This window comes from Kouleothrix sp. 19917, assembly GCF_057073505.1.
Map to the genome: position 1 here is coordinate 2,494,480 of NZ_CP097099.1, position 15,459 is coordinate 2,509,938.

The 15,459-nt window shown below is 64.5% G+C and carries 11 protein-coding genes; 8 read left to right on the top strand and 3 right to left on the bottom strand.

Annotated elements, in window-relative coordinates:
• Nucleotides 1–499: 499 nt before the first annotated feature.
• From M1P90_RS10245 to M1P90_RS10275, 7 genes are all read left to right on the top strand, one after another.
• Complete coding sequence (locus M1P90_RS10245) at nt 500–2,068, top strand: helix-turn-helix domain-containing protein (protein ID WP_483702518.1); 1,569 nt, start codon at nt 500–502, stop codon at nt 2,066–2,068.
• Nucleotides 2,065–2,472 carry a helix-turn-helix domain-containing protein gene (locus M1P90_RS10250; RefSeq protein ID WP_483702519.1) on the top strand — a complete coding sequence of 136 codons (408 nt, stop codon included), beginning with the start codon at nt 2,065–2,067 and terminating at the stop codon, nt 2,470–2,472. The genes M1P90_RS10245 and M1P90_RS10250 overlap by 4 nt, the downstream gene beginning before the upstream one ends.
• An 81-nt stretch (nt 2,473–2,553) precedes the next feature.
• Nucleotides 2,554–2,976, top strand: coding sequence for a VOC family protein (locus M1P90_RS10255; RefSeq protein WP_483702520.1), 423 nt, complete (start codon nt 2,554–2,556; stop codon nt 2,974–2,976).
• Between the two features lie 195 nt (nt 2,977–3,171).
• A complete protein-coding gene (locus M1P90_RS10260; protein WP_483702521.1) occupies nt 3,172–3,729 on the top strand; it encodes a PadR family transcriptional regulator in 558 nt (185 codons plus the stop codon).
• 90 nt (nt 3,730–3,819) lie between these two features.
• Entirely contained in the window at nt 3,820–4,686 is an 867-nt protein-coding gene (modA, locus tag M1P90_RS10265; RefSeq protein WP_483702522.1) for a molybdate ABC transporter substrate-binding protein, read from the top strand.
• A gap of 14 nt (nt 4,687–4,700) precedes the next feature.
• Nucleotides 4,701–5,522: an ABC transporter permease gene (locus tag M1P90_RS10270; RefSeq protein ID WP_483702523.1), complete on the top strand. Its 822-nt coding sequence runs from the start codon at nt 4,701–4,703 to the stop codon at nt 5,520–5,522.
• A gap of 78 nt (nt 5,523–5,600) precedes the next feature.
• A complete protein-coding gene (locus tag M1P90_RS10275) occupies nt 5,601–7,895 on the top strand; it encodes a hypothetical protein (RefSeq protein WP_483702524.1) in 2,295 nt (764 codons plus the stop codon).
• Between the two features lie 97 nt (nt 7,896–7,992).
• Here M1P90_RS10275 and M1P90_RS10280 read toward each other — a convergent pair whose 3' ends face one another.
• The 3 genes from M1P90_RS10280 to M1P90_RS10290 all read right to left on the bottom strand — a co-directional run bounded on the left by M1P90_RS10280 (nt 7,993) and on the right by M1P90_RS10290 (nt 11,310).
• Entirely contained in the window at nt 7,993–8,415 is a 423-nt protein-coding gene (locus tag M1P90_RS10280; protein WP_483702525.1) for a hypothetical protein, read from the bottom strand.
• A 25-nt stretch (nt 8,416–8,440) separates the two neighbouring features.
• On the bottom strand, nt 8,441–8,686 hold the full coding sequence (locus M1P90_RS10285) for a hypothetical protein (protein ID WP_483702526.1): 246 nt from the start codon (nt 8,684–8,686) through the stop codon (nt 8,441–8,443).
• A gap of 323 nt (nt 8,687–9,009) precedes the next feature.
• Complete coding sequence (locus tag M1P90_RS10290) at nt 9,010–11,310, bottom strand: ATP-dependent helicase (protein WP_483702527.1); 2,301 nt, start codon at nt 11,308–11,310, stop codon at nt 9,010–9,012.
• A gap of 438 nt (nt 11,311–11,748) precedes the next feature.
• On the opposite strand from M1P90_RS10290, the gene M1P90_RS10295 reads away from it, so the two are divergent.
• Nucleotides 11,749–15,396: a S8 family serine peptidase gene (locus M1P90_RS10295; protein ID WP_483702528.1), complete on the top strand. Its 3,648-nt coding sequence runs from the start codon at nt 11,749–11,751 to the stop codon at nt 15,394–15,396.
• The last annotated feature ends 63 nt before the right edge of the window (nt 15,397–15,459 follow it).

Below are 15,459 nucleotides of genomic sequence, written 5' to 3' on the forward strand. Positions count from 1 at the left end.
CAGGCCACAGGCGGCAGTCGGCAGTCGGCAGTTGGCAGTTGGCAATTGGCAGTTGGCAGTTGGCAGTTGGCAGTTGGCAGTTGGCAGTTGGCAGTTCGCAGGCCACAGGCGGCAGTCGGCAGTCGGCAGTCGGCAGTCGGCAGTGGGCAGTGGGCAGTCGGCAGTTGGCAGTCGGCAGTCGGCAGTGGGCAGTGGGCAGTCGGCAGTGGGCAGTGGGCAGTGGGCAGTTGGCAGTGGGCAGTTGGCAGTCGGCAGTTGGCAGTGGGCAGTCGGCAGTTGGCAGTCGGCAGGGTGCTGCAACTTGCGAACCTGTAACCTGTAACTTCAAACCCTTCGCGCCCTTTGCGCTCTTTGCGGTTTATTCTTTCCGTCGTCAGCCGCCGGTCGTCGGCATCCCGAACGCGCTGTACAAAACCTACAAATGCGCTGAAATATATTTGTCAATATTTGCTACAATACGCGGCATGGAACTCGCGCTCAAAGGCAAGGTACCCACCCCATGGCCGCTATTACCGTAAATGACGTTTTGCGCCTCGCCCTGCCCCCTGGCACGGGCATTGCCGCCGGCGCGCCCGGCCTGCAGCGCCAGGTCACCTGGGTGGTGACGCCGCGCGCCACGCTGCCGGCTTTCGCCAATTTGCGCGGCGGCGAAATCGCGCTGGTGTCGGTCAGCGCGCTGCAAGCGCTCGACGACCGCCTGACGCTGGCGAGCCTGGTCGAGCGCCTGGCAGCGGTGCCGATCTCGGCAATTGGCGTGATTGGCGAAGTGAGCGATTTGGCGCGATCAGCGGCTGACCAGGCGCGCATGCCGCTGCTGGGCCTGCCCTCGGGCGCGGATCTGCGCGAGGCCGAGCGCGAGGTGCAGCGGCTGATCAGCGACCACGAGGCGCAGCTTGAGCGCCGCGCCGCGCAGCTTGGCAACCTGCTCACCCAGCGCTCGCTGGCTGGCGTGGGCATGCCCGGCCTGCTCGAGCTGCTGACCGAGCGCACCGGGCGCGGCGTGGCCTGCTATTCTGCTGCGGGCGAGATGCGCGGCCTGAAGGCGCGTGGCTCGGCGCGCGTGGCGCTGCAAACCCTGCGCCCCACCGAGGCCGGCGCGAGCACGCACCTGGGGCAGGAAATCTGGGTGCAGCCGCTGGGCGCGGGCAGCGAGCGCATGGGCTTTCTGGCGCTGGCTGGCGAAGGGTTGGACGAATGGGATCAGCAGGCTGCGCAGCAGGGCGCGAATGCGCTGGCGCTGGAGCTGGCAAAGGAACAGGCGGTGCTGGCCGCCGAAGAGCGTCTGCGCGGCGACTTCGTGCAAAGTGTGCTGGCTGGCCCGCCCGCCGACAGCGAGGCACTGCTGCGGCGCGGGCAGGAATTGGGCTACGACTTGCGGAAGCCGCACCTTGCACTGCTGTGTACCAGCAGCGAAGCGGGCGATTCCGACGAAGCTGCCACGCGCGTGACTTTAGCGCTCAATAATGCCCTGGCCGCACTGAAGCTGAGCGCGCCCACCATGCGCCGCGCCGATGGCGTGCTGTGCTACCTGCCGCTGAACGGCCGCACGCAGCGCCCGCGCGAGCTGGCCGAGCAAGTGCGCGGCCGGCTCACACCCGAGATCCCCGGCGTGGTGCTGGCAATTGGCAAAGAAGCCCCCAGCGTCAGCGCCTGGCCGCGCTCGCTGCGCGAAGCCGAACAAGCCCTGCTGCTCGGGCGGCAGCTGCTCGACACCGCGCATGTGCTCGATTTTGGCGACCTGGGTGTGTACCGCCTGCTCCTGCTGCTGCGCGAATCGCCCGAGCTGTGGGATTTCTACCGCACCACGCTGGCCGCGCTGACCGACTACGACCGCAAGCAGCACGCCGAGCTGCTGAAAACACTCGATGCGTTTTTCGCCAACCTCGGCAACCTGGCCCGTGCCGCCGAGGCGCTCCATGTCCACCGCAACACGCTGCTCTACCGACTCGAACGCATCACCGAGATTAGCGGGCTGAACCTCGATGACTCCGAAGAGCGGCTGGCACTCTGGCTGGCGCTCAAGGCCCACCGCGTGCTGCAAACCCTCGACGACGCCGAAGAGCTATGAGCAACGCCAGCCAGCTGCAATTGCTGCGCGCCCGCGCCTTCATCGACCGCCACTACGACCAGCCGATCGACCTGGCGCAGATTGGCGCGCAGGCCGGCTTTTCGCGCTACCACTTCCTGCGCCTGTTTCGCACCGCCTTTCGCGAAACGCCCCACCAGTACCTCATGCGCCGACGCATCGAGCGGGCCAGGGCGCTGCTGGCCGCCAGCGACCTGAGCATCACCGAGATTTGCTTTGCAGTTGGCTTCCAAAGCCTCGGCTCGTTCAGCACGCTGTTCCACCGTAGCGCCGGCTGCTCGCCACGCGCCTACCGCGCCCGCCACGCCGGCCAGCACGCCCACGCGCTGGCGCGCATTCCCGCCTGCTTTCTCACCATGTACGGGGTGGAAGCCAGCGCGGACTAGCGCCTGGCGCAATTTTCGAGAAGACAAAGCCGCCACCAGCGCGCTATAATCGAACATATATTCGTATTGATGGGAGGGGCTATGATCACCAAGCTCTCGCACGCAACCGTATTTGTGTTCGATCAGGACGAGGCGCTGGCATTCTATCGCGATAAACTCGGCTTCACAGTGCGCACCGACATGCGCATGGACAACGGCTTCCGCTGGCTCTCGGTCAGCCCGCCCGCGCAGCCCGACCTGGAGCTGGTGCTGTACCGGCTGGAACCGAGCCCAACGATGAACGCGGACGCGGTGGCGCAGGTGCGCAGCCTGATCAGCAATGGCGCAATTGGCCTGGGCGTGTTTGAAACCGACGACTGCCACGCGACCTACGAAGACCTGCGCGCCAGGGGCGTGAAGTTCCTTTCCCCGCCGCAAGAGCAGCCCTATGGCATCGAGGCGATTGTGCAGGATCCGTTCGGCAACTGGTTTAGCATGACGCAGCACCGCGCATTCGAGATGTAGCGCGCGCAGGCCCTGAGCATAGAACGTTTTGCCACGAAGACTCGAAGGCGCGAAGACTGAACGTCTTTCCGATGCCTTCGAGTCTTCGAGTTCTTGTGGCACATCGCCCCGTTTCTCCTGCTTGACAAGCCCCTGGCCCCGTGGGATAATCGCCGCCTGAATACTTATAAAATAACTATCGGAAGGTTCAGCCCCATGAGCCCGATGATCAAGCAGCCCCTGACGCTGGAACACGCCCTGCTGGGCTTTCTGCGCCAGCAGCCCATGCACGCCTACGAAATCCACCAGACGCTGATGCGCAACGAGGCGCTGGGCCTGGTGTGGCACCTGAAGCAAAGCCTGGTGTATGTGATGCTGGAGCGGCTGGAGGCCGAGGGCTACATTACCGGCGCGCTGGAGCCGCAGGGCAGCCGCCCGCCGCGCAAGATCCTGCACCTCACTTCGGCGGGCCGGGCAGCATTTGCGCGCTGGCTGGCCGCGCCGGTTGAGCATGGCCGTGATTTTCGGCTGGAATTCCTTGCCAAGCTCTATTTCGCCAGCCAGGCCGGCCCAGCCAGCGCCGCCGCGCTGGTCGCCGCGCAGCAGGAAGTGTGTCGCGGCTGGCTGGCGCGTCAGCGCGCCCACGCCGATGCGCTGGCCGGCGCGCGCAGCTACGACTGGCTGGTGCTGGAATTTCGCGCTGGCCAGATCGAAGCCATTCTGGCCTGGCTCGACGTGTGCGCGGCCAATGTACACGCCACCCCCGTGAAATAAGCCCGTGTGCAGCGCCTTTCGCAGCCGGCGCTCGTACCAGCTGCCTCGTTCTGCTTCTGGTTTCGCCGCTGTTTGAAAGGAAACTCGCGCATGCTCCGATTTCGCCTGGCCTGTGCCGCTCTGCTTGCGTTTGCGCTGGCCGCCTGCGGTGGCGCACAGCCCGCCGCTCCGGCTGCAACAAGCGCGCCCGCCGCCACCGCCATGCCGGCGGCCACTGCTGCGCCCGCTGCCAGCGGCGGCGAGCTAACCGTATTCGCCGCCGCATCGCTCACCGACGCCTTCAAAACCATTGGCGAGCAGTTTGGCGCGGCCAATGGCGGCGCGACGGTCACCTTCAACTTTGGCGGCTCCGACCAGCTTGCCACCCAGATCACGCAGGGCGCGCCAGCCGATGTGTTCGCCTCGGCCAACGCCAAGCAGATGGGCGTGGTGATCACCGCTGGCGACATCATTAGCGGCACGCAGAAGACCTTTGTGCGCAACCGCCTGGTGGTGGTGTACCCGAAAGACAACCCCGGCAAGCTGGCCGCGCTGAAAGACCTCGCGAATCCCGGGCTGAAGATCGTGCTGGCCAGCAAGAGCGTGCCGGTCGGCGGCTATGCGCTCGACTTCCTGGCCAAAGCATCCAAGCTGCCCGAGTACACCGAAACCTACAGCCCAACCGTGCTTGCCAATGTCGTCTCGTACGAGGACAATGTGAAAGCGGTGCTGAGCAAGGTTGCGCTTGGCGAAGCCGACGCCGGAATTGTGTATACTACCGACGCCGCGACCGTGAAAGACGGCTCGGTTACGATGCTGGAAATTCCCGACAACCTGAACACCATCGCAACTTACCCGATTGCGGCGACGAAAAGCGCCAAGAATGCCGAGCTGGCCCAACAATTTGTTGACTATGTGCTGGGGCCAGAAGGACAGAACGTGCTGGCGCAGTATGGCTTTATTCCGGCCGCGCCCTGATGACTGATACGCCTGTGACTCGCGTTCGCACTGCCACAACGCCAGCAATTGAACCATTGCGTGGCCGGCCGGTGGCCTGGCTGCTAATCGCCAGCCTGCCCATGCTGGCCTTTCTGCTGCTGCCGCTGCTGGCTCTGCTGCTGCGCATCCCCCTCTCGCAACTGCTGGCGAACCTGACGAATCGCGACGTGGCGCAGGCGATCAGCCTGAGCATGACCACCACGGCAATCACGGTGCTGCTGACGCTCCTGTTCGGCACGCCGCTGGCCTTTTTGCTGGCGCGGCGGCGCTTTCGCGGGCACACCGCCCTCGACACGCTGATCGACCTGCCGATGGTGCTGCCGCCCTCGGTGGCGGGCATTGCGCTGCTAGTGGCCTTTGGCCGGCGCGGCCTGCTCGGCCAGTACCTGGGCGTGGCGGGCATCGAGCTGGCCTTTACACCAGCGGCGGTGGTGCTGGCGCAGGTGTTTGTCGCCGCGCCCTTCTATATCAAGGCGGCCGCCACTGGCTTCGCGGGTGTCGACCGCGAGCTGGAGCAGGCCGCCGCGCTCGATGGCGCGAGCCCGCGCCAGGTGTTCCGCTACGTCACCGCGCCGCTGTCGTGGGCTGCCCTGTTTGGTGGCGCGGTGATGACCTGGGCGCGCGCGCTGGGCGAGTTTGGCGCAACAATCATTTTTGCGGGGAACTTCGTGGGCCGCACCCAAACGATGCCACTGGCGATCTACCAGGGCTTCGAGCAAGATTTGTCGGTGGCGCTGACTCTGGCGGCGATCTTGCTGGCAGTGTCGTTTGGCGTGCTCTTTTTTGTGCGGGGCGTTTTGCGGCAGCAGCTGTGAGCTAAATACGCCCCCTTCAAAAATCCCCGCGCCTGGCGTACAATAGGCATATTCCGCTGCCAGTAGGAAGGACGGGGTATGCTGCTTCGACTGCGCGACCTGGAGCGCCAGATTTTGCACGCCAGCCCAACGATGCGCGTGGGCGCGGCGCTTCAGGCGCTGCGCGCTCAGCCCAACCCAAGCGCCTGGCTGCTGATCTACCCACGCGGGCGCGATTTCGTGGTGCTCAGCCTGTCGGATCTGTCCGCGCGCCTCGATCCGCACGACGCAGCCACGCTTAATCGCCGCCTCGACGATCTCGCTTTTCCCACTAGCCCATCCGTGCCGCTCGACAGCGAAGATGCTGCTGCACGCGTGCTGCTTGGGCAAACTGGCTATGTGGTGATTCTGCGCGAGGAAGAGCCGTGTGGCGTGCTCTATGCGCCGCCAGCGGTGCTGAACCACCCCGCCAGCCAGCCCCTGCTCGACCTTGCGGCGAACTGGCAGCCGCCCGCAGCGGTGCTGAGCGAGAGCGAGCCGCGCACGCGCGACCTGGACGGCCCGCCCGCGCCGCCTTCCCTGAACACGCTTCAGCCGCGCACCGACCGCTACGTCAACACCGATTTTGCCGCCGAAGCCGCGCCCGGCCAGCCGCTCGACAAATATCAGCCGCTGCGCATGGGCGCGACCTACTGGTTCCGCTACCATATTGGCGAAATCGAGCCGAGCACAATTGAAGCGATTCCCACGCTTGTTCCCGACCTCGCGCCCAACGAAACAGTTGACCTCCAGGTCGTGATTTTTAGCGAGACATTCGTGCTGGCCGAAACGAGCGGCGTGCTGCGCGTGCCCGCCGACGGCCCGGCCAGCGTGCTCGAACCGGCGTCGCGGCCCGCCAGCGCCGACCCAGCCGCCCCCCTGCTGAGCGAACGGCTCTTGTTTCGCGTCAGCACAAAGCCCGGCGTGCGCGGCCGCTACAATCTGCGTGTAAACATGTACTGCCGCACCATGCTGGTGCAATCGCGGCTGGTGACGGTGCAGGTTGGCCCGGGCGCGCCGCTGACCGAAACTGGATTGCAGCAGCGTTCCGTGCTCGATTACAACCTCAGCCCAACGCTCGCGCCGCGCCACCTCAACCAGGTCGAGCCGCACACGCTCAGCATCATGATGAACAGCGACAGCGGCGGCAAGCAGAGTTTCCGCCTGCTCGGCGACGACGGGCAGCAGCGCTACGAAAGCAGCACCACGCTGGGCGAAGGCGAAATTGGCAGCCTGATCGACGCAGCGCGGCGCGGGCTGCGGCTGATGGCCTGGGGCCGCGAAGACGAATGGACCGAGCAGGATGCGTATCGCTACGCGCCGGCGCAGCCGGCCAAAACGCTCAGCGACCGCCTGTTTCAGGACATGAAGCAGCTGGTTGGGCGCGGCACCCGCCTGTACCAAACGCTCGACACGCAGATTGGGCGCGGCAGCGCGGGCGCTGAAGAATTGCGCCAGCTGATGCGCAAGCCCGGCGTGGTGCAGATGGCTGGCAAAATCTCGGCCAGCGATATTGTGCCAATCGCGCTAATCTACGACTATCTGGTCGATTCGCAGGACATTCGCGGCATGTGCCCGGCCTTTCTGAGCAGCCTGGCAAAGGTGCAGCAGAATGGTGGCTCGCTCAGCGCCGAGCCCTGTTTCAACGGCGAGTGCCCCAGCCGCGATAACCTGAACATCATCTGCCCGAGCGGCTTCTGGGGCTTTCGCCACGACATCGGCGTGCCAACGCCCACGCCCTACGGCCCCGAGCTGGCGCTGACGATCAACTATACCGGCACGCCGCTGATCGACATGGCGGTGTACACCGATTTCGCCCAACTGCCGCCGCACCTGGCGCGGCTCGACAAACTACCCGCCACGGTGCAGCGCAAATCCGACCGCGGCGAGGTGGTGGCGCTGCTGAAGGGCAGCCAGCCGCAGCTCGTGTATTTCTACTGCCACGGCCTGCTGCAAGACACCAACCCGGCGCTGCTGGTGGGCAGCAAGGCCAGCCCGGGCTATTTCACCACCGACACCTGGGGCAACCTGCGCATTGGCTGGCCGCAGGCGCGCCCGCTGATGTTTATCAACGGCTGCCACACCACCGCGATCTCGCCCGCGCAGGCGCTGAATCTGGTGAAGGTGCTGGTGGAGAAAACGGCGGCAGCGGGCGTGATCGGCACCGAGATCACGATTTTCGAGGAGCTGGCGCAGGCCTTTGCCGAGGCCATGATCCCGCTGTTTCTGGGGGGAATGCCGCTGGGGCGGGCCATGCGCGAGGCGCGTTTACAGCTGCTGGCGCGCAACAACCCGCTTGGGCTGGCCTACACGCCGCACGCCTATGCGCTGCTGCGCCTCACGCCGGCCGGGTGACCAAAATAATCCACAGATTACACAGATGGCGCAGATTTTGGGACGTATTACTCCCAAATAATCTGCGCCATCTGTGCCATCTGTGGATCGTCAACCGTTAGTTTGGCCCGCCGCCGCTGCCGTCGGGTTTGCGCGGCAGGGTCACGTCGCCCATTGCCGTGGTTGTGCTGCGCACATAGTCGGGGATGAACTCGTCGTCGGAAACCTTCTTACGCCGACCATCGATAAAGAAATCCTGGTCGAAGTTTTGCGAGCGCGCGACCATGCCTGCCAGACGCAGGTGGTAGGCAAAAAAGCCCAGCGCCAGGCCGATGCCATACGCGCCAAACAGGTCGGTGCCGGCCTGGAACAGCGCCAAAATCGCCCCGCCGCCCACGATCCCAATCACCGTCGCAATATCGTTGAAATCGACCGCCCCGGTGCGATAGCGGTCGGTGAAGTAGACGCGCCAGCCAATGATCACCCCAAACGCGAACGCGCCCAGCAGCTGAATGATCGACTTGGTGGTCGGGTCGGTCATAGCCCCTCCTCAGTAGAATGCGGCGCTAGTCTTCCGTGAAACGCTGAGCCAGTGAATATTGCCAGACCCAGTAGGTCATGCCGCTTGCCAGCAGCCCGGCGACGAAGCTGGCGAGCATCAGGGGCGTGCCCAGCCAGCGCAGCAGCGCGACCTGAAGCGCCAGCCCGATCAGGATGCGCAGCACCCGCGCGCGGCGCGCGCTACGCAGCAGGTGCACTGCCACCCAGCCCCAGACCAGCCCAATGCCCAGGCCGCCAAACGCTGCAAGCATTGCCTTCCCTCGTCAAGAGCCAAGAACCAAGAACCGAGAACCGAATGGAGTGCAGTAGGCAGTTGGCAGTAGGCTGCGATCTTCAACCAGCCAACCTGTAACTTTATAACCTGCCAACCTGCAACCTGCAACGGAACCACAGAACCACAGAACCAGGAACAGTACACAACCTCTACAGTAGTTGGCAGAACAACTGACCACTCACCTGCTGGCTAGAAAGGCGCTGTAGCACGGAAAATGCAACTGCCGACTGCCTTCTGCCGACTGCAAACTGCTATAGTCTCCGCGTCCTCTGTGCCTCTGTGGTGAAATTTCCCCCCAGTTTATTCCGCCTTTTCGAGCTTGGCGAAGCTGGCGAGCAGGCGCTTCACGCCTTTGCCGGCGAACGCGACCGTCACCTCTTCGTCGTTCTCGACCAGCTTGGAGCTCACTACCACGCCATCGCCAAAGGTGCCGTGGCGCACTTTCTGGCCGGCAAAGAAGTTGGCGGAGCGCGCCGCGTCACTGGCGGGCGTGCCACCGCGGCTTGGCGCGGCGCGGCTGGGTGTGCCAACGCGCGCGGGCGAGCCAGGGCGCGGCAGGGTGTTCGCCCGCCCGCTGCCATAGCCCGAGCTGCCGAACGAGCTGCGCCCCGAGAACATATTGCTCTGCTGGCTGGGCGTGTTGGCGCGCCGCGCCGGCGGCTTCACCAGGCTCTTCGGAATGTCGGCCAGGAAGCGCGAGGGCTGCGCCAGACTGGTGCGCCCGTAGGTGGCGCGGCGGAAGGCATAGAGCAGGTACAGGCGCTGTTTGGCGCGTGTCGCGCCGACGTAGAACAGGCGGCGTTCTTCTTCCAGCGCGTCCTTGTCGTCGAGCGAGCGCGAGTGCGGCACCAGCCCTTCTTCCAGCCCCACCAGAAACACCACCGGGTATTCCAGCCCTTTGGCCTGGTGCAGCGTGATGCAGGTGATGGTGTTGCGGTCTTCCTTCACCTGATCGATGTCGGACACCAGCGCGACTTCTTCCAGAAATGTCGGCAGCTGGTTCTCGATTGGCATGTTGACGTAGTTATTGGCGGCGTTGCGCAATTCTTCGATATTGGCCCAACGTTCCGCGCCATCGTCTTCGCCGTGTTCGCGCAGCAATGCCTCCTGAAAGCCAACCCGCCCAAACAGGAAATCCATCAGCGCGCCGAGGTCGCCTTTTTCGCGCTGAGCGATCAGCTCGTCGAGCAGGGCGAGGAAGGCCAGCAGCGCCGTGCGTGTGCGCGTTGCGAAGGGATGCTCGGGCGGCGGGTCTTCGGCCAGCAGCTGCAGGGCAACATAGTTGGGCACGTTCATGCTCATCGCCCAGCGGTTCAATTCGTCTTCGGTGCGGTCGCCAATGCCGCGCCCGGGCCAGTTGAGCACGCGGCTGAAGCCAATGCTGTCGTTCGGGTTGTACGAGAGGCGCAGGTAGGCGACCGCATCCTTGATTTCTTTGCGCTCGTAGAAGCGCGTGCCGCCGACCAGCTGGTAGGGCAGAGCGCGGGCCATCAGCGCCTCTTCAAGCGCGCGCGACTGGGCGTTGGTCCGGTACATAATCGCAATGTCGCGTGGCTCGAACTCGGCGCTGGAGGTGATGCGCGCAATCTCGGCCGCGACCTGCTGGGCTTCGTCGTCCTGGTCGTAGCCTTCCTGAATCTGCACCAGCGCGCCGCGCTCGTTTTCCGTCCAGATGCGCTTTTCGTGCTTGCGCTTTTCGCCGCCCTGAATGACGGCCTGCGCAACGTCGAGAATCGCCTGCGTGCTGCGGTAGTTCTGCTCGAGCAGCACCACCTGCGCGTCGGGATAATCGTTCTCGAAGTAGCGGATGTTGCGGATGTCGGCCCCGCGAAACGCATACACGCTCTGGTCTTCGTCGCCCACCACAAACAGGTTGCGGCGCTTGCTGGCCAGCAATTTCAGCAGCAGGTACTGCACGCGATTGGTGTCCTGGTATTCGTCGGCCAGCATGTAGAGGTAACGATCCTGGTATTTTTCCAGCACTAGCGGGTGCTGCTCGAACAGGCGCACCGTCTCGACCAGCAGGTCGTCGAAGTCGAGCGCGTTAGACTCGCGCAGCAGCAACTGGTAGCGCTTGTAGCAGCGCGTCACGACTTCGTCGTAGTAGGTGCGGCCCAGGCGGCCATATTCTTCCGGGCTGATGAATTCGTTTTTGGCGCGCGAGATCGCGGCGTGAATGGCGCGCGGCGGGTACTTCTTTTCGTCGAGGTTTTCGTCTTTCAGCACGCGCTTCATCAGGCGCTGCTGGTCGTCGGAGTCGTAAATTGCAAAGTCGCGCTCGCGGCCGAGGTGCACAATATCGCGGCGCAGAAAGCGCGCGCAGAGGCTGTGGAAGGTGCCAACCGTCAGCGCCGCCGCCCGGCCCGCGCCAAGCAGGTTGTCGAGCCGCTCTTTCATTTCGCGGGCGGCTTTGTTGGTGAAAGTGACCGCCAGAATATGAAAAGGGTCGACGCCAGCCGGCCCGATCATGTAGGCAATGCGATGCGTGAGTACGCGTGTTTTGCCCGAGCCAGGGCCGGCCAGCACCAGCACCGGGCCGTCGAGCTTCTGCACGGCCTGCTGCTGCGCCGCGTTCAGGCTATCGAGCAAATCCCCCGCCATAGCTTGTTTCTCCATTCGAACAGGTGTCTTAGGGCATTATAGCATAGCGCCTGGGCGCGGCGGCGCGCGGGCAAACCGGTGTGCCCCATGGTACTGCAGCGTGCGGTGCTAAAGCCGCCGTGCCAGGAACCAATATGCTCGGCCAACAACATTCTTATAAGAAATAGTGGGTAGAAATGCCGAATGCAATACGGCAAAAATATTTGCTGATGCGCCAGGGCTGCGCGCGTGCCTAACATGCTGTTGCAGCAAGCGGCTATGCATATTGTATGAATTCATGTTTATTTTTCACCCAAGTTTCTGCTACAATACCTATGCCCTTTGTAGTTGGCGGCGCTGGAACAGCGCCATACGTCAGGCGCGATGCAGCGCCCGCCTGCGCGCTCGCTCGGCTTCTCACCTACACTCTTTTTTGTAGCAAGAATGCGAGGAACAATCATGCACTTCCCTGCCCCCTTGCGCGTCCTCCTGCTGGCCCTCCTCTTTCTGGTGCTGCCTTTCTCTGCGGCAGCCAGCCAGCTCACGCCCCCCGGGCGCGACCCCGACATGGCGCAGCTCGCTGCGCGTGGCTGGAGCGGCCCGCTGGCTCGCCGCAGCGGCGAGGTGAAGGCGGTGATCGAGCTGGCCGATGCGCCCACTGCGCTGCTGTTTGCCAGTGCGCAGCAGCGCGGCGCAGACCCACAGATCGCCGGGCAGCTCGCCCAGCGCCAGCTTGCAAGCATCGAAAGCGCGCAGCAGCGTTTGCTGGCCCCGCTCAGCACGCTCGGCGCGCAGGTGCTCTACCGCGTCCAGCGCGCCTATAATGGCGTGGCCGTGCGCGTCGACGCCAAGCAGCTGCTGGCGATCAGCCAGCTGCCGGGAGTGAAGGCAATTCGCCCGCTGGTGCCCAAGCAGCGCAGCAACACCGGCAGCGTGCCGCTGATTGGCGCGCCGCAGGTGTGGGCGCAGACGGTTGGCGCGAACAAGGCGATTGGCACAGGCATGCGAATCGCGATCATCGACACGGGCATCGACTACCTGCACCGCGACTTTGGCGGGCCGGGCACCTACCCGCCCACCATCACCGATACCACGCCACTGAGCGGGCTGTCGGGCTACTTCCCTTCCGCCAAAGTCGCGGGCGGCTATGACTTCGTGGGCGACGACTACGACGCCGACCCGAGCTCAATCACCTACCAGCCGGTGCCGCACCCCGACCCCAACCCGCTCGACTGCAACGGCCACGGCTCGCACGTGGCAGGCACGGCGGCGGGCCTTGGCGTGAAGGCCGACGGCTCGACCTACACTGGCCCCTACGATGGCTCGATCTATAACACGCCGGGCTTCTTCCGCATCGGCCCAGGCGTTGCGCCAGACGCGCAGCTCTACGCCTACCGCGTATTTGGCTGCGATGGCTCGACCGACGTGACCGACCTGGCGATTGATCGCGCCGTTGACCCGAACGGCGACGGCAACCCGAGCGACCATGTCGATGTGATCAATATGTCGCTGGGCTCGCCATATGGCGCGACCTACGACAGCAGCGCGGTTGCGGCCGACAACGCCACCAAGGCCGGCGTGATTGTTGTGGCCTCGGCGGGCAACTCGGGCGACGCAACCAATGTCACGGGCAGCCCGGCGGCTGCCGACAGTGTGATCAGCGTGGCGGCTGCCAACCAGCCCGACGCAATTCTCGACGGCATTCGGGTGATTGCCGGGCCGCCGGCGGTGAATAACACCACCCAGCCAGCCGCTTTCTCGGTGGCGTATGCCTGGGCAAGCAAGCCAGACGTCAGTGGCGCAGTGTATTACCCGGCCACCAACCGCAACGGCTGCACCGACTGGGCGGGTGCTGATGCGACCAATATCTCGGGCAAGATCGTTATTATCGACTGGAGCGACAACTCGGCAACGTGCGGCGGCTCGGTATCGCGCACGGGCCGCGTGACGGCGGCAGGCGGCATTGGCGCGATTCTTGTCGACAACAGCGACGTGTTCGATCTGTCGATCACTGGCAGCTCGGTCATTCCCTCCGTCAGCATGCCCAAAACGGTTGGCGACCTGCTGAAAGCCAACCTGAGCGGCCTGCAAGTGCGCTTCTCGGGCTCGCTGGCTGGCAGCACAGTGTATTCTGACCCCGGCGCGTCGGACGTCATTGCCGATTTCAGCTCGCGTGGGCCGCGCCTGGGTGGCACGCTCAAGCCCGACATTGCCGCGCCCGGCGTAAATATCTTCTCGGCGCTGGCGCTTTCGGGCGACAAGGGCGAGGCGCTGAACGGCACCTCAATGGCCGCGCCGCATGTCGCTGGCGCGATGGCCCTGCTGCGCCAGCTGCACCCCACCTGGAGCGTGGCCGAGCTGAAGGCGCTGGCGATGAATACCGCCACCAACACTGTGCGCGTCGGGGTTGCAGCCGACGCACAAACGCTGGAGCCCAGCCGCGCTGGCGCAGGCCGCATCGATGTGGCCGGCGCGGCAGCCGACAGCGTGATTGCGTTTGACACCGCGCGCCCGACCAATGTCAGCGTCTCGTTCGGCAATGTCGATGTGCAGGGTACGGCAACGCTGACCCGCAATGTCACGGTGCGCAATAAGGGCACATCGGCCGCGACCTTCAACCTGGGCTATGCGCCGGCGGCCACCACGCCGGGCGTGTCGTACAGCGTGTCGCCGGCCACAATCACCCTGGCGGCGGGCGCGAGCGCCACGGTGCAGGTGCAGCTCCACGCCGACGCATCGCAAATGACGCACGCGGTTCTGCCAAGCGTGCCAACCTCGCAGGATGGCGATGCGCGCAACTGGGTGCCCGAGGCCTCGGGCCACCTGACGCTCACGCCCCCCGCGGCAACGCGCCCGTTCACCGCGAATGTGCGCGGCTATTTCGAAAACCCGCAAACCGATAGCGACGTATCGGCGACGGGCCTGTTCACCTTTACGGCGGCCACCAGCGCGCTGGACTATAGCATTCGCTTCAGCCAGCCGTTCACCGTCACTGCCGGCCACATCCATCGCGGCGCGGCGGGCGTGAATGGTGGGGTGCTGGTCGGCATCACGGGCGCGGGCACGATTAGCGCGCTCAGCGGCAGCACAACCCTGAGCGCGAGCGATGTGGCGCTGCTGCTGAAAGGCGAGCTCTACGTCAACTTCCACACGGCTGCCCATGCAGGCGGCGAAATTCGCGGCCAGATCGTGCCAAAGGCCAGCCTGCGCCTGCCAGTTTATGCGGCTCCCCAGCCCGCTGCTGCGCTGGCAGGCACGCTGAACAATCGCGCCCAGCTGCTCACCAATGCCTCGGTAAGCGGCACGATCAGCCTGACGGGCAGCGGCACCGGCACAGCAGACAACCCCGCGCTGGTGACGGCGCTTGAGTTGCAGGAAAGCAGCCCGCCGATTGTCGCGACCAGCGCGTACACTGGCTATTCCGACCTGCGCTACGTCGGCATTGGCAGCGATTTCCCCACCACCAAAGCAATTGCCAGCACAACGCTGTTTATCGGCGTTGCGACTTTCAACAACTGGTCGAGCCTCAACGAACAGTATTTCGAGGTCGATTTCGACACCAACAGCGATGGCCTGATTGACTACGCGCTGTTTACCGACCAGACCGGCACAGGTTCGGCGCCAAGCGATGTGCAGTTTACTTACCTCGCCACTATTCTGCCCGACGGCTCGGTTGGCGCGATTATTGGCGAATACCCGATCAACGTGCTCGACAGCAGCCAGCTCGACACGCGGCCATACCGCACAAACGTGGCCGTGCTGGCCGTGGATGCTGCCGACCTGGGCCTGACGAGTACGAACAGCGCGTTTGACTACCAGGTGTACAGTGCCTACAACAATATATTCATTGGTAGCGGCATAGAAGATGCGTCGCGCTGGCTGCACTACAACCCGGCCAAACCTGGCTTCGCATTCACGGGCGGTGAACAGGGGCTGAACAGCTATGTAGCATCGTCCGGCACAAGCATCCCGTATGTGTACAACCGGGCGAATTTCCTGGCGAACCGCTCGGAAGGCGTGCTGCTGCTGCATCACCACAACGCAAGCGGGGCGCGCGCCGAAGCGCTATTCCTGCGCTTCCTGTTCGCGCCAATGATTCGCCGCTAGCCAGCCTTCTGCACACGCGTCGGCAGCCCCGACTGTATACACAGGCGGGGCTTTTTTGCGCCT